This window comes from Microbacterium sp. NPDC090007 (assembly GCF_044748345.1).
GTDB lineage: Bacteria > Actinomycetota > Actinomycetes > Actinomycetales > Microbacteriaceae > Microbacterium.
Genome location: NZ_JBIVFV010000001.1, coordinates 1264641 through 1285495 on the forward strand (window position 1 = coordinate 1264641; position 20855 = coordinate 1285495).

Genomic DNA, 20855 nt, shown 5'->3' on the forward strand with positions numbered 1-20855 from the left:
AGCGTCGCTGAGCCTGTCGAAGGCGGTTCCCGAGCCTGTCGGAGCGCCCGCCGGAGGGTGGTCCCTGAGCCCGTCGAAGGCCCGTCGGCCTCAGCCGCGCAGCTCGCGCAGCACGAGCGCGGTGCGGATGGCCGCGTCCGCGGCCTCCTCGCCCTTGTCCTCCTTGGACCCCTCGAGGCCCGCGCGATCCAGGCCCTGCTGCTCGTCGTCCAGGGTCAGCACGCCGAAGCCGACGGGCTTGCCCGTGTCCAGCGCGACCCGGGTCAGGCCGTCGGTCGCCGCCGACGACACGAACTCGAAGTGCGGCGTCCCGCCCCGGATGATCACGCCGAGGGCGACCACGGCATCCGCCCCGCCGTCGAGCGCGGCCTTCGCCGCGACCGGCAGCTCGAAGGACCCCGGAACGCGCACCACGCGGTACGTCGCACCGGTGGCATCCAGGACCCTTCGCGCCCCGGCGATCAGGCCGTCGGTGATGACCTCGTGCCAGGTGCCGGCGATGACGACGACGTTCAGTCCCGACGCGTCGACGCCGCCGGTCTCGGGTGCTCCACTACCGGCCATCAGGCGCTCTCTTCCTTCATGTGCGCGAGGGCCTCGCGCAGGTCGTCCTCGGCGATGATGTGACCCATCCGGTCGCGCTTCGTCTCGAGGTACTGGTGGTTGTTGGGGCCGACGCCCACGAGCAGGGGGACCTGCTCCACGACGTCGAGACCGAAGCCGCGCAGCTGCGCGACCTTGTCGGTGTTGTTGGTCAGCAGGCGCACCTTCTCCACACCCAGGTCGCCGAGGATGCCGGCGGCGGCGGCGTAGTCGCGCGCGTCGGCGGGAAGCCCCAGGGCGAGGTTGGCGTCCACGGTGTCCATCCCGCGCTCCTGCAGGTTGTAGGCGCGCAGCTTGTTGATGAGGCCGATGCCGCGGCCCTCGTGTCCGCGCATGTAGATGACGATGCCGCCGTCGCGGTCGATCGTGTCGAGGGCGGCCTCCAGCTGCGGACCGCACTCGCATTTGAGCGAACCGAACGCCTCGCCGGTCAGGCACTCCGAGTGCACGCGCACGAGGGGAGCCTGCTCGGTGAGGTCGCCCGAGACCACGGCCAGGTGGTCGGTGCCGGTGACGCGGTCCTTGTACGCGAGGAAGCGGAAGGTCCCGTGCGAGGTGGGCACGTTCGACTCCGCGCGCAGGCTCACGCGGCGCCGGGGTGCGGCCGTCGCCGGCAGCGGGTCGGTCTCGTTCAGGTGGGCGATGAGCTGCTCGATGGTGATGACCGGGATGCCGTCGCGCTCGCCGAGCTCGAACAGCCCGGGCAGGCGCATCATGCTGCCGTCTTCGGCGACGACCTCGGCGATCGCGCCGACCGGCTCGAGGCCCGCGAGCCGCATGAGATCGACCGCGGCCTCGGTGTGCCCGGCACGCTCGCGCACGCCGCCGTCGACCGCCCGCAGCGGCAGCACGTGACCGGGACGGATGAGGCTGGTGGGCACCGACGCGGGATCGGCCAGCACGGTCAGGGTGTGCGCGCGGTCGGCGGCGCTGATGCCGGTGGACACGCCCGACGCGGCGTCGACACTCACGGTGTAGGCGGTGCCGCGGGCGTCCTGGTTGACCTCGACCATGGGCGGCAGGTCGAGGCGGTCGGCCCACTCGGCGGGCATCGGCGCGCAGACGTAGCCGCTGGACCAGCGGACGGTCCAGGCGAGCCACTCGGGCGTGGCGAGCTGAGCCGAGATGATGACGTCGCCCTCGTTCTCACGGTTCTCGTCGTCGGCGACCAGGATCGGACGCCCCTGACGCAGCGCTTCCAGGGCCTCGGGGATGGTGGACAGGCTCATCGGGAGCCCCTCTCGGTCTGTGCGGCGGTGGCCGCGGGATTCTCTGTCGTGCGGAAGGCGAGCATGCGCTGGACATGACGGGCCAGGATGTCGGTCTCGAGGTTCACGGGCGTGCCGGCTTCGGCGCGGCCGAGGGTCGTGGCCTCGAGGGTCTCGGGGATCAGCGAGACCTCGAGCCACGGCTCGGGCTCGGAGGCTCCGCTCACGGCGCTGACGGTGAGCGAGACGCCGTCGATCGCGATCGACCCCTTGTCCACCACCAGCGGGGCGAGGTGGGCCGGGATGCCGACGCGCACGACGCTCCACTGCGCTCCGGGTCGCACCTCGCGCACCACGCCGGTGCCGTCGATGTGCCCCTGCACGATGTGCCCGCCGAGGCGGCCGTGGGCGGCGGTGGCCCGCTCGAGGTTGACGGCGCGTCCGGGGGCGACGTCGACGAGCGTCGACATGTCGAGCGTCTGTTTCATGACATCGGCGGTGAACCAGTCCTCGCCCTGGTCGACGACGGTGAGGCACACGCCGCTCACCGAGATCGAGTCGCCGTGGCCGGCATCCGACACCGACAGCGGTGCGCGCAGGGTCAGACGCACGCCGTCACCGGACGGCTCCACGGCGGTGACGGCGCCGATCTCTTCGACGATTCCGGTGAACATCAGGCTTCTCCTCTGTTCGGGTGGGTACCGGCGGCGGGGCCGCTCGGGCGGGGGACGGCGACGATCAACAGGTCGTCGCCGAGGGTCTGCAGGGATGCCACGTCCAGCCGCCGTGCGCCGTCGATGGTGGGCACGCCCAGGTCGCCGAGCGCCAGACGGGAGCCGCCCAGCAGCACGGGCGCGACGTAGACGAGCAGCTCGTCGGCCAGGCCCTCGCGCACGAACGCGCTCGCCAGCGTCGGTCCGCCCTCGACGAAGACGCGCTGCACGCCCTGCTCGGCGAGGTCGGCCAGCACCGCGTGCAGGTCGTGGGTCGCGTAGAAGAGGGGCGCGAGCGGGTGGCGGCGCACCGCGGCATCCGCGGCGATCTCGCTCTCGCCGATGACGACGGGCCGCGGCTGGGCGTCGAGCAGCGTCCCGTCGGCCGCGCGGGCCGTCAGGGCGGGGTCGTCCGCGCGGACCGTTCCGGTGCCGGCGACGATGCCATCGGCCCGCGCCCGACGCTCGTGCACGTCACGGCGCGCGGCGGGACCCGTGATCCACTGGCTGCTGCCGTCGTCGGCGGCGGCTCGACCGTCGAGGCTCTGCGCCCACTTGACTGTGACGTGGGGGCGCCCGGTGCGCTGCAGGTGGGTCCAATCGCGGATCAGCGCGTCGGCGGCATCCGCTTCGACGCCCGCTTCGACGTCGATGCCCGCGGCGCGCAGGCGATCGGCACCCCCCGCGGCGTTCGCGGTGGGGTCGTCGATCGCGTGCACGACGCGGGCCACCTGGGCCTCGATCAGGGCGAGGGCGCACGGGCCGGTGCGGCCGGTGTGGTTGCACGGCTCGAGGGTCACCACCGCGGTCGCGCCCCGCGCCGCTCCGGGGGCGAGTCGCGACAGCGCGTCGACCTCGGCGTGGGGCGTTCCGGCACCGCGGTGGAAGCCCTCGGCGAGCACCTCGCCCGCGGGAGAGAGGATGACGGCACCCACCTGCGGATTGAGTCCGCGCGGGCCGCGCCGGGCGAGCTGCAGCGCTCGCCGCATGGCGTCGATCTCGACGGCGGATGCCATGTCCCTGTCCTTCCCGCAGATTCGGGGCAGGGCCAGCGGGAGGGCGCGACGCGCCGTCCGTGCTGCCTCCTATCCGGACTCGCGCGGGCGGACCCTCGCATCACCGTCGGTTCCGGAGTTCCACCGGATCGGCCCCACCGCTTCGCGGAGGGGTTCGCGGACTGTCACCGCCGGTTCGGATTCACACCGACCCCGGAGCACGTGTTTCTCTTCGAAGTGTAGTCAACGCGGTGTGCGAGGTTTCATTCCCCCGTCATCCGGCGACGTTTCGTGGTACGTGGGGGTGCTGCCGTGTGGACCGCGCCCCGGGAGGCGACGGGCCGCGGTCGGCCGGCTCGAGGCGGGGCGCCGGCGGGTGCGTCCCGTGAATCCGCCGGGTGGCCACCCGCGGGGGCGCGGTGCTCCCGGGCGCGACCCGCGCCTACTTCAACAGCCGCGACAGGCGCCGGTCGGCCAGCAGCTTGCCGCCGGTCTGACAGGTGGGGCAGTACTCGAGGGAGTTATCGGCGAAGAAGACGCTGCGCACCTCGTCGCCGCACACCGGGCACGCCTCGCCGCGTCTGCCGTGTACGCGCATGCCGCGCCGCTTGGCGTCCTTCAGATCGGCGGGCGGCTTGCCGCGAGCCTCGGTGATCGCCTCGGCCAGCGTCGCCGTCATCGCGGCGAAGAGGCGATCGATCTCTTCTGCCGAGAGGTTCGCCGCGAGCGCGTACGGTGACATCTTGGCCGCGTGCAGGATCTCGTCGGAGTAGGCGTTGCCGACCCCCGCGATGATCGACTGGTCGCGCAGCACGCCCTTGATCTGCGTGCGACGGCCCTCGAGCAGCGCCCCGAAGGCGGCGCGGTCGAAGTCCGGATTCAACGGGTCGGGACCGAGGCGGGCGATCCCCGGCACCTCGCCGACGGAGCGCACCGCGTACACGGCGAGCGACTTCTTGGTGCCGGCCTCGGTGAGGTCGAAGCCCGAACCGTCGGCGAACCCGACGCGCAACGCGATGGGCGTCTTGCCCGGCTTGATGATCGTCGTGGGCAGGGCGTCGTACCACCGCAGCCATCCCGCCTTGGCGAGGTGGAAGACCAGATGGATGCCACCCTCGGCCGCGATGTCGACGAACTTGCCGTGCCGCTCCACACCGACGACGGTGGCCCCGACGAGTGCGGTCAGCGGCGGATCGTAGGTTTTCAGCGCGTTGATCGCCGACACGGTGGCCTTGTCGATGCGCAGCCCCGTGATGCGACCACGCAGGAACTCGACGAGTCCCTCGACCTCAGGCATCTCCGGCATGCGGCCATGCTGCCACGCCCCTCCGACATCGGGGGCGGGCCTTGCACCCCAGCCGAGCACCGGCCACCTCACCCGCGCGCGATCATCGCCGCGCAGCAGTCCTCGCGCCCACAGCGGCGCCGCGTGCCGCGTCGCAGATTCGGACCGGTGCAACGGAATCGGATGCCGCGGGGCGCCACGTCCGATTCCGTTGCGCCGATCCGAATCCGTTGCGCGGAACGGCGGGCGGATCAGCCGCGGCGCAGCAGTCCGATGCGGTCGTAGACGTCCGAGAGGGTCTTCTCGGCGACGGATGCCGCCCGCCCGGCATTGACGGCCAGCACGCGGTCGAGCTCGGCGGGGTCGTCGAGCAGCTCGAGGGCGCGCGCGCGCACAGGCTCGAACTCGCTCACGACGACCTCGGCGAGGCCCTTCTTGAAGTCGCCGTAGCCGCGGCCGGCGTACTCGTCCTCGATGGAGGCGATCTCGCGCCCGGTCAGTGCCGCGTAGATGACCAGGAGGTTCGACACGCCGGGCTTGGCCTCGCGGTCGAAACGCACGGCCCCCTCGGAGTCGGTGACGGCGCGCATGATCTTCTTCGCGCTCGCTGCGGGGTCGTCGAGCAGCCACAGCACGCCCGCGTCGGACTCCGCCGACTTCGACATCTTCGACGTTGGGTTCTGCAGATCGTAGATGCGCGCGGTCTCGCGCTGGATGACGGGCGTGGGCACGGTGAAGGTCTGACCGAATCGCTGGTTGAAGCGCTCGGCGAGGTCGCGGGTCAGTTCGATGTGCTGCTTCTGATCGTCGCCGACCGGGACGACGTCGGTCTGATAGAGCAGGATGTCGGCGGCCATCAGCACCGGGTAGGTGAACAGGCCGACGTTGGTGGCATCCGTTCCGTATCGGGCCGACTTGTCCTTGAACTGGGTCATGCGCCCGGCCTCGCCGAAGCCGGTCAGGGTCGCGAGCACCCACTGCAGCTCGGCGTGCGCGGGGACGTGCGACTGCACGTAGAGCGTGGAACGCGCGGGCTCGATGCCGGCGGCGATGTACTGCGCGGCCGTCCGGCGCGTCTTCTCGCGACGCTCGGCGGGGTCGCCGGGCTGCGTGAGGGCGTGCAGATCGACGACCGAGAAGAAGGCGTCGTACTCGTCCTGCAGCTGGCGCCACTGCAGCAGGGCACCGATGTAGTTGCCGATCTGAAGGCTGTCGGCGGAGGGCTGCATTCCGGAGTAGAGGCGCTCGGTGGTCACCGTACGATCCTAGGCCGCGTGCGCGGGGGTCCCTCGCGCCGAGAGGATCGGGATGCCGCCGCACCGCGGGAGATCCGCTGCATCGCGCACGTCGCGCGCCGACGGATACGCGCGGCCGGATGCGCGCCGACGCACCCGCGCCCCCGGCGATGCGCCCGCGCTGGCGCTGCCGCGCCTGCGTCAGCGACCGAGCGTGTAGTCGACGATCACGGGGGAGTGGTCGCTCCACCGGGTGTCGTACGAGGGCGCGCGATCCACGCGATAGGAGGTGACGCGGTCGGCGAGGGCGGGGGTGGCCACGTGGTAGTCGATGCGCCACCCGCTGTCGGTGTCGAACGCCTTGCCGCGCATCGACCAGAACGTGTACGGGCCCTCGACCTCGCCCATGGCCCGTCGACCGACGTCGATCCACCCCAGGCCCGTGCCGGTCGAGCCGTCGACGCCCTCGACCTGCTCGCCGGCGGGACCGAAGAAGCGGTCGAAGTAGGCGCGCTCGCGGGGCAGGAAACCGGCGTTCTTGCGGTTGCCGCGCCAGTTCTTGATGTCGAGTTCGCGGTGACCCACGTTGAGGTCGCCGACGACCACGGCCAGCTCGCGCTCGGTCTTCAGCTCGCCGAGGCGGCGCTCCATGGCATCCAGGAAGAGCCATTTCGCGTCCTGCTTGGGGGTGTCGACCTCGCCGCTGTGCACGTAGGCGCTGACGACCGTGAGGGTCTCTCCATCGATGTCGAAGTCGGTCTCGATCCATCGGCCCGACGCATCCAGAGGCTCGGGGCCGAGGTGCGTGCGCGTGTCGACGCCGGCGAGACGGCTGATGATCGCGACGCCCGCCCGCCCCTTCTGCAGGGCCTCGTCGTTGACGATCTGCCACCCGGGCAGGGCGTCAGCCAGCTGCTCGGCCGTGGCGCGCACCTCTTGTAGGGCGACGATGTCGGCCTCCGAGGCGTCCAGCCAGTCGGTCATGCCCTTGCGGACGGCGGCACGGATGCCGTTGACGTTGATCGAGACGATGCGTACGGAACGAGCCACCGTCCGAGCCTAACGAACGCCTCCGACACCGGGCGGCGCGACCCCGCCCGTCCTGTCGCGCGGGGGAGCGGCATCCGGGATCAGTCGGGGATGAGCGACATCCGTCGCGGGGCGGGCACGTCGGCCTCGGCGCGCGCCAGGGTCTTCTCCGCGGCGACGACCCGTCGCCTCGCCCGCCAGCGCAGCGGCCAGCGCGACAGGGCCAAGGCCTTCTCGGCCTCGCGCAGGCCCACCTGCGCGGCGATGACGAGGGCGGCCTGCTCCATCGCCCGCCGGTCCTCCGGGGAGCGCAGCGGTACGTCGCGGTCCCCCGCGGCCACGGCGATCCACGCCGCCGCGACGAGGATGACGATTCCGATGAAGCGGAACCACAGCAGGAAGCCGATCAGCACGGTGAAGGTGGCCAGCAGCGGGTTCGACGGCGTGTACACGAACAGGAAGCCCGCGGCCACCTGCAGCACGACCATGCCGGTGGCGCCCACGAGGGCCCCCGGCCAGGCCCGGCGCCACGACAGCGTCGTGCCGGTGAGGAAGCGGAAGAGCGAGGCGAGGGCGACCGTGTTGATCGCGAAGGCGACGACGAGCGAGACCGAGCGTGCGCCGATGGACCACCCGAGCGTTTCGCGATCCCAGCCGATGAGCCCGAACACCAGGTCGACGGCGCCCGTCGTGATGGAACCGAGCAGGGCGCCCACCAGCAGCGAGACGCCGAAGAGGACGGAGGCCAGGAAGTCGCGCGCCTTGAGCATGACGTAGTTGCGCAGATCGAACGGCAGGCCGAATGTGTCGCGCACGGCGCGGCGGGTGAACGTGACGAAGCCGATCGCGGTCCACACGACGACCACGAAGGCGACGATTCCGGTGACCGTGAGCAGGCGGCCGCTCTCTTGCGCGACGGCCTCGACCTGCTCGCGGTCGACGAGACCGTTGTCGCTGATGAGGCCGGGGATGTAGCTGTTGACGATGCGGATGAGCCCGGTGATGGCCGCGCTGCTGCCGCCCAGCCAGATCCCCACGCCCGCGAAGGCGAGGTACAGCGCCGAGAAGACCGCGAAGAGCCCCTGGTAGCTCATCCCCGCCGCGAGCAGGAAGCCGTTGTGCCGCAGGAAGTGCCGCCACACCCGGATCGGGAACCATTGGGCGATCCGCGCGGCCCGCGCGATCGGCTGGTCGAGGCGTTCGCGCACGGCCGACTGCGCCTCGGACAACCGATCGCGCAGCGACGTGTCGTCGTCGCGCACCGCGGGCAGCGGCCGCGGGTCGGAGGGCGTGTCGGTCACCCGAAAAGCCTAGATGACCGGATGCCGCCCCCTCGCGTCGCGCCGGTCCCCGGCATCCCCCGTCCCATCCCGCCCGCGCGAGTCGCCAGGATCTGTCGCCGCGACCCCGCCCGCAGCGACGAATCATGGCGACTCGCGCCCGGGAAGGACCGGGGAACGCCGAACGGCGGGGGCGCCGGAGCGCACCCGCCGTTCGAGAGGGGAGGGGTCAGCGACCGCCGCGGAGGACGGCCTGCTTGACCTCGGCGATGGCCTTGGTGACCTCGATGCCGCGGGGGCACGCCTCGGTGCAGTTGAAGGTCGTGCGGCAGCGCCACACGCCCTCTTTGTCGTTGAGGATGTCGAGGCGCACGTCGCCCGCGTCGTCGCGCGAGTCGAAGATGAAGCGGTGCGCGTTGACGATCGCGGCGGGACCGAAGTACTGCCCGTCGGTCCAGAAGACGGGGCACGACGAGGTGCACGCGGCGCAGAGGATGCACTTGGTGGTGTCGTCGAAGACCTCGCGGTCGACGATCGACTGCACGCGCTCCTTGCCCGCCTCGGGCTTCGAGTTCGAGATGAGGAAGGGCTGCACCTCGCGGTAGGAGGCGAAGAACGGCTCCATGTCGACGATGAGGTCCTTCTCGAGCGGCAGGCCCTTGATCGCCTCGACGTAGATCGGCTGCGAGATGTCGAGATCCTTGATCAGCGTCTTGCAGGCCAGGCGGTTGCGGCCGTTGATGCGCATGGCATCCGATCCGCAGATGCCGTGCGCGCACGAGCGGCGGAACGACAGCGAACCGTCGACCTCCCACTTGATCTTGTGCAGGGCGTCCAGGACGCGGTCGGTGGAGTACAGCTCCACGTCGTAGTCGACCCAGCGGGGCTCGTCGTCGACCTCGGGGTCGAAGCGGCGGATGTTGAAGGTGACGAGGAACGACTGGATGCCGGTGTCCTCAGGAGTCTGCTCGACCTCTTCCGAGGTGTCGACCTGCTCGATGACGGTGGATGCCATCTCAGTACTTCCTCTCCAGCGGCGGGTAGCGCAGCTCCCCGGCCTCGTTCTTGGTGAACACGACGGGCTTCCAACCGAGTTCGATGTGGTCTGCGGGGTGCGACGAGTGCGGGTCGCCCGACAGGTACGCCATGGTGTGCTGCATGTACTTCTCGTCGTCGCGCGTGGGGAAGTCGTCGCGCATGTGACCACCGCGGCTCTCTTCGCGGTTCTGCGCCGAGTAGACGACGACCTCGGCGAGGTCGAGCAGGAAGCCGAGCTCGACGGCTTCGAGCAGGTCGGTGTTGAACCGCTTGCCTTTGTCGTCGACGTGGATGTTCTTGTAGCGCTCGCGCAGGTCGGCGATGACGTCCAGGACCTTCGACAGCGACTCGTGCGTGCGGAAGACCTGCGCGCCCTTGTCCATCTCGTCCTGCAGGGTCTTGCGCAGCACCGCGATGCGCTCGGTGCCGGTGTTGTTGCGCAGGCTCTCGATGAGACCGCGCACCTCGGCGGCGGGGTCCTCGGGCAGGGGCACGAAATCGGCCGTCTTGACGTACTCGACCGCGTTGCGGCCGGCGCGCTTGCCGAAGACGTTGATGTCCAGCAGCGAGTTGGTGCCCAGGCGGTTCGAGCCGTGCACCGAGACGCACGCGCACTCGCCGGCGGCGTACAGGCCCGGGACGACGGTGTCGTTGTCGGCGAGCACCTCGGCCTTGATGTTCGTGGGGATGCCGCCCATCGCATAGTGCGCGGTCGGCATGACCGGGACGGGCTCGACGACCGGGTCGACGCCCAAGTAGGTGCGGGCGAACTCGGTGATGTCGGGGAGCTTGGTTTCGAGCACCTCGGCGCCCAGGTGCGTGCAGTCCAGCAGCACGTAGTCGCGGTGGGGGCCCGCGCCGCGGCCCTCGGCCACCTCCTGGACCATGCAGCGCGCGACGATGTCGCGGGGGGCGAGGTCCTTGATGGTGGGGGCGTAGCGCTCCATGAACCGCTCGCCGCTGGCGTTGCGCAGGATGGCGCCCTCACCGCGGGCACCCTCGGTGAGCAGGATGCCGAGACCGGCGAGGCCGGTGGGGTGGAACTGGAAGAACTCCATGTCCTCGAGCGGCAGTCCCTTGCGCCACACGATGCCGACGCCGTCCCCGGTCAGGGTGTGGGCGTTCGAGGTGGTCTTGAAGATCTTGCCGAACCCACCGGTGGCGAAGACGACGGCCTTGGACTGGAAGACGTGCAGCTCGCCGGTGGCGAGGTCGTAGGCCACGACGCCGGCCACCTGGGTCTTGCCCGCGGCATCCTTCACCGTGATCAGGTCGAGGACGTAGAACTCGTTGAAGAAGTTGATGCCGAGCTTGACGCAGTTCTGGAACAGCGTCTGCAGGATCATGTGACCCGTGCGGTCGGCGGCGTAGCACGCGCGGCGCACGGGGGTCTTGCCGTGGTCGGCCGTGTGGCCGCCGAAGCGACGCTGGTCGATCTTGCCCTCGGGCGTGCGGTTGAACGGCAGGCCCATGTTCTCGAGGTCGATGACGGCGTCGATGGCTTCTTTGGCGAGGATCTCGGCGGCATCCTGATCGACGAGGTAGTCGCCGCCCTTGATGGTGTCGAAGGTGTGCCACTCCCAGGAGTCCTCTTCGACGTTGGCGAGGGCCGCGGCCATCCCGCCCTGCGCCGCGCCGGTGTGCGAACGCGTCGGGTAGAGCTTCGAGATGACGGCGGTCTTGGCGCCGGGGCCGGCCTCGATGGCCGCGCGCATTCCCGCGCCGCCGGCGCCGACGATGACGACGTCGAACTGGTGGTAGTGGACGCCGTCCTTGACGATCGAGTCCGAGCTGGTCTGAGTGCTCACGTGTGCAATACCTCTGTTGTCAGGGGAGAGAAGGGATGCCACAGGCTTACGCCGCCTGGCACACGTCCCACAGGGAGCTGCTCTCGGTCACACCGAGGCAGGGGTCGAAGGTGAAGACGACGAGAGTGCCGAGCAGGATCAGGAAACCGGCGGACACCCACAGCGATCCGACCAGGATGGTGCGGATCTTGGCGTTGGTGACGTAGTCGTTGACGATGGTGCGCATGCCGTTGGCGCCGTGGATGAGCGCGAGCCAGAGCATCAGCACGTCCCACCACTGCCAGAAGGGCGAGGCGAGCTTGCCCGCGACGAATGCGAAGTCGATCTGGTGGATGCCGTCGCCCGTCATGAGGTTGACGAACAAGTGGCCGAAGATCAGGACGATCAGCAGCACGCCGGAGGCGCGCATGTAGATCCAGCCCCACTTCTCGAGGTTGGAGCCCTTCTTGCGGACGCTGGGCGTGCGCGGGGCGGGAATCGTGGCGGCTTCTTGGGCGACGGACATCAGTGGCTCCCGGTGACGGCGCTGAAGACGTTGATCAGGTGGCGCGGGGTGAAGCCCGCCATGGTGACGACCCACAGGCCGAGCACGCCCCACCAGAGCTGACGCTGGTGGCGGGTGGCCCAGGGCCAGAAGTCGACCAGGATGATGCGCAGGCCGTTGAACGCGTGGTACGCGATCGCTCCGACCAGGGCCACCTCGCCGAGGCCCATGATCGGGTTCTTGTAGGTGCCGATGACGGCGTCGTACGCCTCGGGGGACACGCGGATGAGCGCGGTGTCGAGGATGTGCACGAGGAGGAAGAAGAAGATCGCGACACCGGTGATGCGGTGCAGGACCCAGGACCACATCCCCTCGCGACCGCGGTAGAGAGTGCCGCGCGGCCTCTTCGACGTCGTTTCCTTCACCGACGGCGTGGCACGTGCTGGTGCTGACACGGTCGTCCTCCCTGATCGAACACGGTGTTGGGGGCCCACGTGGGCCCCGAGCGTCACACGGGCGCTCTTGAATACTACGTCCGGCCTATGAAACGGGGTGATTAGGCCGTCCTAAGACTCTCTCGATGTCGAGATAGTTCGCGGATGCCGTCCGATGCCCGCGGAACCGGCGCGAACGGGGGATCCGCGGCGCGGGCAGTAGGGTCGGTGCCATGGCCGACCTCGCTATCGACGACTTCTACGCCGTGATCCCCGCCGGGGGCATCGGGAGCCGCCTCTGGCCGCTGTCTCGCGCGGATGCACCCAAGTTCCTCCACGATCTGACCGGTTCCGGGCAGACGCTGCTGCGCGACACGTGGGACCGCCTGGCCCCGCTGTCGGGGGAGGACCGCATCGCGGTCGTCACCGGACGCGCTCACCGCGCCGCCGTGGAGCGCGAGCTGCCCGGCGTGCCCGACCACAACGTCTTCCTCGAGTCGGAGCCGCGCGACTCCTCGGCCGCGATCGGGCTGGCCGCCGCGATCCTCGTGCGGCGCGAACCGGACGTCATCATCGGCTCCTTCGCGGCGGATCACGTCATCCGACAGACCCGCCAGTTCGACTTCGCCGTGCGGCAGGCCGTCGCGGTGGCCCGCGCCGGTTACATCTGCACCATCGGCATCCAGCCGGCCGAGCCCTCGGTCGGGTTCGGCTACATCAAGCAGTCCGATGAGCTGATCGTCGACGGCGCCCCCGAGGCCTACATGGTCGAGCGTTTCGTCGAGAAGCCCGACCTCGACACCGCCAAGCAGTACTTCGCCGACCGGTCGTACCTGTGGAACGCCGGCATGTTCATCACCCGCGCGGACGTCCTGCTCGCGGAACTGGCGGTCAACGAGCCGGAGTTGCACGCGGGGCTGCTCGAGCTCGCCGAGGCCTGGGACGACCGCGAACGCCGCGGGCCCGCCGTCGACCGCATCTGGCCCGACCTGAAGAAGATCGCGATCGACTACTCGGTCGCCGAGCCCGCGGCCGAGAAGGGGCGCCTCGCGGTGATCCCCGGTCACTTCGACTGGGACGACGTGGGCGACTTCGCGAGTCTGTCCAAGCTCAACTCCTCGGGTGGGCGCAACGAGCTCGCGATCCTCGGCGAGGACGCCCGCGTGCTGTCGGACGCGTCGAGCGGCATCGTCGTGTCGCAGACCAAGCGCGTCATCAGCCTCATCGGCGTCCGCGACATCGTCGTGGTCGACACCCCCGACGCCCTCCTGGTCACCACCAGCGAGAACGCCCAGCGCGTCAAGGGCGTCGTCGACGCGCTCAAGCTCACCGGACGCGGCGACGTTCTCTGACACCGGATGCCACTCCCGGTGGCATTCGGTCCCGTACGCGCCCCGTCGTGTGGCGGGCGCGTCACGCGAGATTGCGTCTTTGTAACCATTGACGTGCACGGGGCCTCCGGGGTCCCGGCGGAGCCGACACAGTAGGTAACGTGACGGCATCGTCCCCCGAACCCGTTGGGGGCATCCGTCTTGGAGGACCATTCGTGAAGACCACGAAGAAGGCCGTCGTCAGCGGCCTCGCCATGATCGGCGCCGCGGCGCTGCTCGCCGGTTGCGGCGCCGCACCCGAGAGCAACGGCGCGTCCGGTGGTGCCGCAGCCGGTGCCAGCGACTACCTGCCCTGCATGGTGTCGGACGCCGGTGGGTTCGACGACAAGTCGTTCAACCAGCTGGGCAAGCAGGGCGTCGACGAGGCGGCGACCGAGCTCGGTGCGCAGACCCCCATCGAGGTCGAGTCGCAGGCCGAGACCGATTACGCCTCCAACCTGCAGAACCTCGTCGACCAGGGCTGCAACACGATCGTCACGGTCGGCTTCCTGCTCGCCCCGGCCGCCCTCGAGTCGGCCACGGCCAACCCCGACGTGCAGTACGTCTCGATCGACGACACCGTCGACAGCGACTTCGACGGCACCACCGACGCGCCGAACATCAAGCCGATCATCTTCGACACCGCCCAGGCGGCCTACCTCGCCGGTTACCTCGCCGCGGGTACGTCCAAGACCGGCGTCGTCGGCACCTTCGGCGGTCTGAACATCCCGACCGTGAGCATCTTCATGGACGGCTTCGCCCAGGGCGTCGAGAAGTACAACACCGACAACGGCGCCAACGTGCGCGTCGTCGGTTGGGACCGCACCGCCCAGGACGGCTCCTTCACCGGTGGCTTCGAGGCCAACGACACGGCTCGTCAGACCGCTCAGGCGCTCATCGACCAGAACGTCGACGTGCTGCTGCCCGTCGGCGGGCCGATCTACCAGTCGGCCGCCGTCGCCATCCGCGACGCCGGTCGCGAGATCGCCCTGGTCGGCGTCGACGCCGACGTCTACGAGACCGACGAGTCGGTGGGCGACCTGCTGCTGACCTCGATCCTCAAGGGCATCGACGTCGGTACCAAGGACGCCATCGTCGCCGCCGGCAACGGCGAGTTCGACGCGGCTCCGTTCGTCGGAACCCTCGAGAACGAGGGTGTCGGCCTGGCTCCGTACCACGACTGGGCCGACCGTGTTCCCGCCGAGGTCACGAGCAAGATCGAGGAGCTCAAGGCGCAGATCGTCGACGGCTCCATCACCGTCGAGTCCTACCTCAACGGCTGATCGGACGAAACGTCTCGGGGGAGGCCGGCGCAAGCCGGCCTCCCCTCCCTTATGGGGTTGCGGCGTTGCGTCGCGCCCTCTCCCCGGGTCCGCTCACGAGGCGGCCCTTCTCGTCGGACGCCTGCCGCGTCCGGCGTCGAGAACTTAGGATCGGGAACATGAAGCTCGAACTCCGCGGGATCACGAAGACCTTCGGATCCCTGGTGGCGAACGACCACATCGACCTCACCGTGGAGGCCGGAGAGATCCACTGCCTGCTCGGCGAGAACGGTGCCGGCAAGTCCACCCTGATGAACGTCCTGTACGGCCTGTATCAGGCCGACGGAGGAGACATCCTGCTGGACGACGCCGTCCAGCACTTCTCCGGCCCCGGCGACGCGATGCGCGCCGGAATCGGCATGGTGCACCAGCACTTCATGCTGATCCCCGTCTTCACCGTCGCAGAGAACGTCATGCTCGGACACGAGCCGACGAAGGCCGGCGGGCGCCTGGACCTGACCGCCGCGCGCGCGAAGGTCAAAGAGATCTCCGACCGCTTCGGGTTCGACGTCGACCCCGATGCGCTGGTCGACGACCTGCCCGTCGGCGTGCAACAGCGCGTCGAGATCATCAAGGCGCTCTCGCGTGATGCGAAGGTGCTCGTCTTCGACGAGCCCACCGCGGTGCTGACCCCGCAAGAGACCGACGAGCTGATGGCCATCATGCGCCAGCTGAAGACGTCGGGCACCTCGATCGTCTTCATCACCCACAAGCTCCGCGAGGTCCGCGAGGTCGCCGACCGCATCACCGTCATCCGCCTGGGCAAGGTGGTCGGCGAGGCCGAGCCGTCGGCATCCAATGCCGAACTGGCGTCGTTGATGGTGGGCCGCGCGGTGGAGCTCACCGTGCAGAAGCAGGCGCCCACCCTCAGTGAGGTGGGCCTGTCGGTCTCGGGCCTCACGGTCGTCGACGCCATCGGTCAGGTCGTCGTCAACGACGTCAGCTTCGACGTGCGCCGCGGCGAGGTGCTCGCCATCGCCGGCGTGCAGGGCAACGGCCAGACCGAGCTCACCGAGGCGCTCGTGGGGCTTCAGGAGCGCGTCGCGGGTTCCATCACCCTCGACGGCCGCGAGCTCACCGGGTCGACCGTGCGAGCGGTTCTCGACGCCGGGGTCGGCTTCGTCCCCGAGGACCGTAAAGAGGACGGACTCGTGGGTGAGTTCTCCATCGCCGAGAACCTCATGCTCGACCGTGCCGACGGAGCCCCCTTCGTCAAGGCCGGCGCCCTGCAGCTATCGACGCTCGCGGATTTCGCCCGCGAGAAGGTGTCCGAGTTCGACGTCCGCACCCCGTCCATCGAGACCCCCGTCGGCCGTCTCTCCGGCGGCAACCAGCAGAAGGTCGTCCTCGCGCGCGAACTGAGCCGCGATCTGCGCCTGTTCGTCGCCGCGCAGCCCACCCGCGGTGTCGACGTCGGGTCCATCGAATTCATCCACAAGCGCGTCATCGAGACGCGCGACGCCGGTGTCCCCGTGATCGTCGTCTCCACGGAGCTCGACGAGGTCACCGCCCTCGCCGACCGCATCATGGTCATGTACCGCGGTCGCGTGGTCGGAATCGTCCCCGGCGACACATCCCGTGACGTCCTCGGCCTGATGATGGCCGGCGAGGCGCCCCAGAACGAAGGAGTCGCCGCGTGAGCGATTCGCACAGCCCCCACGACCCGACCGCGGCCCGCGCGGACCGCGCCGCCGAGGTCGCCGACGCGACGCGCGCCGACCTCGCGCTCCAGGGCGAGACGACGGTGGACGCCGCCTCCGGCGCCCGCGTGGTGGATCCCGACCCCGTACCCGAAGAGAACCGCTGGCGCCGCGCGCTGCGCGAAATCGCCACGGGCAACGCGATCATCTCGGTCCTGGCCGTCATCCTCGCCCTCGTCGTCGGGGCGATCATGATCGCCGTGACCGACGAGAACGTCCAGGCCGCCGCGGGGTACTTCTTCGCGCGCCCGGGTGACACCCTCGCCGCCGTCTGGCAGTCGGTCTCGGGCGCGTACGCGTCGTTCTTCCAGGGCGCGATCTACAACTTCCGCCGTCCCGAGTTCGCCACCGGCATCCGCCCGCTGACCGAGACGCTGACGTTCGCGACCCCGCTCATCGCGGCCGGCCTCGGCGTCGCCCTCGCCTTCCGGGTGGGGATGTTCAACATCGGTGGACGCGGTCAGATGCTCGTGGCCGCCGCCGCGGGCGGGTACGTCGCGTTCGCGTTCGACCTGCCGTGGGGCCTGCACATGATCGTCGCCCTGCTCGCGGGCGTCGCCGCCGGGGCCCTGTGGGCGGGCATCGCGGGTCTGCTCAAGGCACGGACGGGAGCGCACGAGGTGATCGTCACGATCATGCTCAACTACGTCGCGTTCTACCTGGTCTACTACCTGCTGCGCACCCCCGGCCTGCTCCAGGCCCCGGGATCGAACAACCCGACCACGCCGGCGATGAAGGACACCGCCGTCTTCCCCGACCTGTTCGGTCCGTCCTACAACCTGCACTTCGGCTTCCTGCTGTCGCTCGCGGCCGTGGCCGTGGTCTGGTGGATCCTGGAACGCTCCTCGCTCGGGTTCCGCTTCCGCGCCGTGGGTCTCAACCCGCACGCCGCGCGTGTGGCGGGTATCAACGTCAAGTCGATGTACGTGATCGCGATGCTCATCTCGGGAGCGCTGATCGGTCTCGCGGGCGTCGACCAGGTGTTGGGCACCGTCACGACCGGCTTCTCCAGCGGCATCGACGCCGGCATCGGATTCGACGCCATCACCGTCGCGCTGCTCGGTCGCTCCACCCCCGTCGGCGTCCTCGTCGCCGGCATCCTCTTCGGTGCGTTCAAGGCCGGCGGTTTCGCCATGCAGGCCGCCAACGGCGTTCCGATCGACATCGTCCTGGTGGTGCAGTCGCTCATCGTGCTCTTCATCGCGGCGCCGCCGCTGGTGCGCGCGATCTTCCGCCTGCCCGCCCCCGGGGCGCGCCAGCCCAGCGCGCGCGCCCTCAAGAAGAAGAAGGAGGCGGCCCGGTGAGCACCACCGCCGCACACCCCGAGGCCGCAGCCGCGCCGCAGGCGCTCGACACCGCCGTCGTCGTCAGCTGGAAGGCCCCCCTGGTCTACGCCGTGATCACGGTGCTGGCCGCCGTGCTGTTCGTCATCGCCCGCCAGGACGGCGACGCGGTGTTCCGCATCTCCAGTCCGGGTGAGTTCCTCCAGCTCCCCGAGGTCGTTCTCGGCGGTGTCGTCACCGGCATCGTGTGCACGGTGCTGCTGGCTCTCATCACGGGGGCGAGCGTGCTGATGGTCCGCGCCCGTCGACGCCCGCCGATCTGGCTCGCCGTGCTCTTCGCGCTGGTCTTCATGATCGGCTTCCTGACCTGGGCCGCGGCGGGGGCCACCACCTCGGTGATCCCCCTGACCGGTCTGCTGGCCGGCGGCCTGAGCCTGTCCGTCCCGCTCATCTTCGGCGCCATGGCCGGCGTGCTGAGCGAGCGCGTCGGCGTCGTGAACATCGCCATCGAGGGACAGCTCCTGGCCGGTGCCTTCACCTCGGCGATCGTCGCCACCGCGACAGGCAACCCCTTCGTGGGCCTGCTCGCCGCCGGTGTCTCGGGCGTGCTGGTCTCGTTCGTGCTCGCGGCCTTCGCGATCAAGTACTTCGTCGACCAGGTCATCGTGGGCGTCGTGCTCAACGTGCTCGTGGTGGGTCTGACCAGCTTCCTGTTCTCGCAGCTGCTCGCGCCCAACGCGGCCACCCTGAACTCGCCGCCGCGCTTCCCGCGTCTGCCGATCCCGTTCCTCGCGGACATCCCCATCATCGGACCGATGCTGTTCAACCAGACGGTCATCGTCTACCTGATGTACGTCACGGTCGCCCTGGTCTACCTGGGCCTGTTCCACACCCGTTGGGGCCTCCGCCTGCGCGCGGTCGGCGAGCACCCGCAGGCCGCCGACACGGTCGGCATCAACATCGCCAAGACCCGGTTCTGGAACGTCTCGCTGGGCGGCGCCATCGCGGGACTGGGCGGGGCGTTCTTCACGCTCGGCTCGGTCGGCGCGTTCAACAAAGAGATGACGGCCGGTGCCGGCTACATCGCCCTCGCGGCGGTCATCTTCGGCCAGTGGGACCCGATCCGCGCGACGCTCGCGGCTCTGCTGTTCGGCTTCGCCTCGAACCTGCAGAACACCCTGGGCGTCATCGGATCGCCCGTGCCGAGCGAGTTCATGCTCATGCTGCCGTACGTGGTGACGATCTTCGCCGTCGCCGGACTGGTCGGCAAGGTGCGCGGACCCGCCGCCGCCGGCAAACCATACATCAAGGGCTGATCCGGCCCGCTCTTCCCCTTCACGAGAGGACCCTGCACTTCACGATGACCGACATCGACTGGGACGAACTCCGCGTCGCCGCCACGGATGCCATGCACCGCGCCTACGCGCCCTATTCGCGATTCAAGGTGGGCGCCGCTGCGCTCGTCGCCGACGGGCGCATCGTCTCGGGGTGCAACGTCGAGAACGCCTCCTACGGCGTGACGCTGTGCGCCGAGTGCGGGCTCGTGTCCGAGCTGCACATGAGCGGGGGCGGTCAGCTGGTCGCTTTCGTGTGCGTCGACGGCGAGGGCCGCACGCTCATGCCGTGCGGCCGGTGCCGCCAGCTGCTGTTCGAGCACGCCATCCCCGGGATGCTGCTCGAGACCGTCAGCGGCATCCGGACCATCGATGAGGTGCTGCCCGACGCCTTCGGCCCGCGCGACCTCGAGGAGGCGGTCCGATGAGCGCCGAGCAGTACGACGCCGTCGACATCATCCGCGCCCAGCGCGATGGGCGCCCCGTCACCGAGGGCGAGATCCGCTGGCTGGTCGACGCGTACACGCGCGGCTACGTGATGGACGCGCAGATGTCGGCGTTCACCATGGCGGTGCTGCTGAACGGTCTCGGCCGCGACCAGATCCGCGTGCTCACGGATGCCATGATCGCCTCCGGCGAGCGGATGGACTTCTCGTCGCTCGGCAAGGTCACCGTCGACAAGCACTCCACCGGTGGAGTGGGCGACAAGATCACCCTGCCGCTGGCGCCGCTGGTCGCCGTGTTCGGCGTGGCCGTGCCGCAGCTCTCGGGCCGGGGGCTCGGGCACACCGGGGGGACGCTCGACAAGCTCGAATCGATCCCGGGCTGGCGTGCGGCGCTGTCCAACGACGAGATCATGGCGCAGCTGCGCGACGTCGGCGCGGTCATCTGCGCCGCGGGGACGGGCCTCGCCCCGGCCGACAAGAAGCTGTACGCCCTGCGCGACGTCACCGGCACCGTCGAGGCGATCCCGCTGATCGCATCCAGCATCATGTCGAAGAAGATCGCCGAAGGCACTGACTCCCTCGTGCTCGACGTGAAGTTCGGCTCGGGTGCCTTCATGCAGGACATCGACCGCGCGCGCGAGCTCGCCGAGACGATGGTCGCCCTGGGCACCGATTCGGGAGTGAACACCACGGCCCTGCTCACCGACATGAACACCCCGCTGGGTCTGGCGATCGGCAACGCCAACGAGGTCCGCGAGTCGGTCGAGGTGCTCGCCGGTGGCGGTCCCGCCGACGTCGTCGAGCTCACCGTCGCCCTCGCCCGCGAGATGCTCACCCTCGCCGGTCGACCCGACGCCGACATCGAGGCGGCGCTGTCGGACGGTCGCGCGATGGACGTGTGGAAGCGCATGATCCGCGCCCAGGACGGCGATCCGGATGCCGCCCTCCCGGCGCCTCGCGAGACGCACACGGTGGTCGCCGACCGCGCCGGCGTCGTCACGCGAGTCGACGCGCTGCCCTTCGGCATCGGCGCCTGGCGTCTCGGAGCGGGCCGCGCCCGGGCCGAGGACGCCGTCGTGCACGCCGCGGGCATCGACCTCCACGTCACCGTCGGGCAGTCCGTCAGCGCCGGTCAGCCGTTGTTCACGCTCTCGGCCGACGACGAGTCGCGCTTCGAACGCGCACTCGGCGCCGTCGAGGGCGCCTGGGAGATCGGCGACACCGCGCCCGCGGCGTCGCCCATCGTGCGCGAACGCATCACCGCCTGATGGCGTCGAAGAAGAGGAAC

19 protein-coding genes are annotated in these 20855 nt (G+C 70.0%); 7 read left to right on the plus strand and 12 right to left on the minus strand.

What is annotated here, in order from left to right; all coding sequences use genetic code 11:
- Nucleotides 1–90: 90 nt before the first annotated feature.
- The 12 genes from ribH to sdhC all read right to left on the minus strand — a co-directional run bounded on the left by ribH (nt 91) and on the right by sdhC (nt 12133).
- Complete coding sequence (ribH, locus tag ACIPVB_RS05895; protein ID WP_400367588.1) at nt 91–564, minus strand: 6,7-dimethyl-8-ribityllumazine synthase; 474 nt, start codon at nt 562–564, stop codon at nt 91–93.
- Entirely contained in the window at nt 564–1832 is a 1269-nt protein-coding gene (ribA, locus tag ACIPVB_RS05900; protein ID WP_400367589.1) for a GTP cyclohydrolase II, read from the minus strand. The genes ribH and ribA overlap by 1 nt, the downstream gene beginning before the upstream one ends.
- On the minus strand, nt 1829–2485 hold the full coding sequence (locus ACIPVB_RS05905; RefSeq protein WP_400367590.1) for a riboflavin synthase: 657 nt from the start codon (nt 2483–2485) through the stop codon (nt 1829–1831). The genes ribA and ACIPVB_RS05905 overlap by 4 nt, the downstream gene beginning before the upstream one ends.
- Nucleotides 2485–3540: a bifunctional diaminohydroxyphosphoribosylaminopyrimidine deaminase/5-amino-6-(5-phosphoribosylamino)uracil reductase RibD gene (gene ribD / locus ACIPVB_RS05910; RefSeq protein WP_400367591.1), complete on the minus strand. Its 1056-nt coding sequence runs from the start codon at nt 3538–3540 to the stop codon at nt 2485–2487. The genes ACIPVB_RS05905 and ribD overlap by 1 nt, the downstream gene beginning before the upstream one ends.
- 421 nt (nt 3541–3961) lie before the next feature.
- A complete protein-coding gene (locus tag ACIPVB_RS05915) occupies nt 3962–4825 on the minus strand; it encodes an Fpg/Nei family DNA glycosylase (protein ID WP_400367592.1) in 864 nt (287 codons plus the stop codon).
- A gap of 230 nt (nt 4826–5055) precedes the next feature.
- Nucleotides 5056–6060, minus strand: a complete 1005-nt coding sequence (gene trpS / locus ACIPVB_RS05920; RefSeq protein ID WP_400367593.1) for a tryptophan--tRNA ligase — start codon at nt 6058–6060, stop codon at nt 5056–5058.
- A 180-nt stretch (nt 6061–6240) separates the two neighbouring features.
- Entirely contained in the window at nt 6241–7089 is an 849-nt protein-coding gene (locus tag ACIPVB_RS05925) for an exodeoxyribonuclease III (RefSeq protein ID WP_400367594.1), read from the minus strand.
- An 80-nt stretch (nt 7090–7169) separates the two neighbouring features.
- A complete protein-coding gene (locus ACIPVB_RS05930) occupies nt 7170–8369 on the minus strand; it encodes a YihY/virulence factor BrkB family protein (RefSeq protein WP_400367595.1) in 1200 nt (399 codons plus the stop codon).
- Between the two features lie 208 nt (nt 8370–8577).
- Nucleotides 8578–9363 carry a succinate dehydrogenase iron-sulfur subunit gene (locus ACIPVB_RS05935; protein ID WP_116536175.1) on the minus strand — a complete coding sequence of 262 codons (786 nt, stop codon included), beginning with the start codon at nt 9361–9363 and terminating at the stop codon, nt 8578–8580.
- 1 nt (nt 9364) lies between these two features.
- Nucleotides 9365–11194, minus strand: coding sequence for a succinate dehydrogenase flavoprotein subunit (sdhA, locus tag ACIPVB_RS05940; RefSeq protein ID WP_400367596.1), 1830 nt, complete (start codon nt 11192–11194; stop codon nt 9365–9367).
- 46 nt (nt 11195–11240) lie between these two features.
- Entirely contained in the window at nt 11241–11699 is a 459-nt protein-coding gene (locus tag ACIPVB_RS05945; protein ID WP_108320626.1) for a succinate dehydrogenase hydrophobic membrane anchor subunit, read from the minus strand.
- A complete protein-coding gene (gene sdhC, locus ACIPVB_RS05950; protein ID WP_400367597.1) occupies nt 11699–12133 on the minus strand; it encodes a succinate dehydrogenase, cytochrome b556 subunit in 435 nt (144 codons plus the stop codon). Before sdhC ends, ACIPVB_RS05945 begins: the two co-directional genes overlap by 1 nt.
- Before the next feature lie 212 nt (nt 12134–12345).
- On the opposite strand from sdhC, the gene ACIPVB_RS05955 reads away from it, so the two are divergent.
- The 7 genes from ACIPVB_RS05955 (at nt 12346) to ACIPVB_RS05985 (ending at nt 20835) form a co-directional block, all read left to right on the plus strand.
- Nucleotides 12346–13464 (plus strand): mannose-1-phosphate guanylyltransferase, encoded by a 1119-nt coding sequence (locus ACIPVB_RS05955; protein WP_400367598.1) that lies wholly within the window; start codon nt 12346–12348, stop codon nt 13462–13464.
- Between the two features lie 233 nt (nt 13465–13697).
- A complete protein-coding gene (locus ACIPVB_RS05960; RefSeq protein ID WP_400368191.1) occupies nt 13698–14765 on the plus strand; it encodes a BMP family protein in 1068 nt (355 codons plus the stop codon).
- Nucleotides 14766–14923: 158 nt separating this feature from the next.
- Nucleotides 14924–16444, plus strand: coding sequence for an ABC transporter ATP-binding protein (locus tag ACIPVB_RS05965; protein WP_400367599.1), 1521 nt, complete (start codon nt 14924–14926; stop codon nt 16442–16444).
- On the plus strand, nt 16441–17808 hold the full coding sequence (locus ACIPVB_RS05970) for an ABC transporter permease (RefSeq protein WP_400367600.1): 1368 nt from the start codon (nt 16441–16443) through the stop codon (nt 17806–17808). The genes ACIPVB_RS05965 and ACIPVB_RS05970 overlap by 4 nt, the downstream gene beginning before the upstream one ends.
- Entirely contained in the window at nt 17805–19103 is a 1299-nt protein-coding gene (locus ACIPVB_RS05975) for an ABC transporter permease (RefSeq protein ID WP_400367601.1), read from the plus strand. Before ACIPVB_RS05970 ends, ACIPVB_RS05975 begins: the two co-directional genes overlap by 4 nt.
- Before the next feature lie 44 nt (nt 19104–19147).
- On the plus strand, nt 19148–19549 hold the full coding sequence (locus ACIPVB_RS05980; RefSeq protein WP_400367602.1) for a cytidine deaminase: 402 nt from the start codon (nt 19148–19150) through the stop codon (nt 19547–19549).
- Nucleotides 19546–20835, plus strand: a complete 1290-nt coding sequence (locus tag ACIPVB_RS05985) for a thymidine phosphorylase (protein WP_400367603.1) — start codon at nt 19546–19548, stop codon at nt 20833–20835. The genes ACIPVB_RS05980 and ACIPVB_RS05985 overlap by 4 nt, the downstream gene beginning before the upstream one ends.
- Nucleotides 20836–20855 lie beyond the last annotated feature (20 nt).

What these genes read in the sequence shown, in the direction of transcription:
- ribD (WP_400367591.1), bottom strand. Translation starts at nt 3,540, where the DNA reads ATGGCATCCGCCGTCGAGATCGACGCCATGCGGCGAGCGCTGCAGCTC.
- ACIPVB_RS05980 (WP_400367602.1), top strand. Translation starts at nt 19,148, where the DNA reads ATGACCGACATCGACTGGGACGAACTCCGCGTCGCCGCCACGGATGCC.
- ACIPVB_RS05985 (WP_400367603.1), top strand. Translation starts at nt 19,546, where the DNA reads ATGAGCGCCGAGCAGTACGACGCCGTCGACATCATCCGCGCCCAGCGC.
- ACIPVB_RS05960 (WP_400368191.1), top strand. Translation starts at nt 13,698, where the DNA reads ATGATCGGCGCCGCGGCGCTGCTCGCCGGTTGCGGCGCCGCACCCGAG.
- ACIPVB_RS05955 (WP_400367598.1), top strand. Translation starts at nt 12,346, where the DNA reads ATGGCCGACCTCGCTATCGACGACTTCTACGCCGTGATCCCCGCCGGG.
- ACIPVB_RS05905 (WP_400367590.1), bottom strand. Translation starts at nt 2,485, where the DNA reads ATGTTCACCGGAATCGTCGAAGAGATCGGCGCCGTCACCGCCGTGGAG.
- ACIPVB_RS05945 (WP_108320626.1), bottom strand. Translation starts at nt 11,699, where the DNA reads ATGTCCGTCGCCCAAGAAGCCGCCACGATTCCCGCCCCGCGCACGCCC.
- ACIPVB_RS05915 (WP_400367592.1), bottom strand. Translation starts at nt 4,825, where the DNA reads ATGCCGGAGATGCCTGAGGTCGAGGGACTCGTCGAGTTCCTGCGTGGT.
- ribH (WP_400367588.1), bottom strand. Translation starts at nt 564, where the DNA reads ATGGCCGGTAGTGGAGCACCCGAGACCGGCGGCGTCGACGCGTCGGGA.
- ribA (WP_400367589.1), bottom strand. Translation starts at nt 1,832, where the DNA reads ATGAGCCTGTCCACCATCCCCGAGGCCCTGGAAGCGCTGCGTCAGGGG.
- ACIPVB_RS05965 (WP_400367599.1), top strand. Translation starts at nt 14,924, where the DNA reads ATGAAGCTCGAACTCCGCGGGATCACGAAGACCTTCGGATCCCTGGTG.
- ACIPVB_RS05935 (WP_116536175.1), bottom strand. Translation starts at nt 9,363, where the DNA reads ATGGCATCCACCGTCATCGAGCAGGTCGACACCTCGGAAGAGGTCGAG.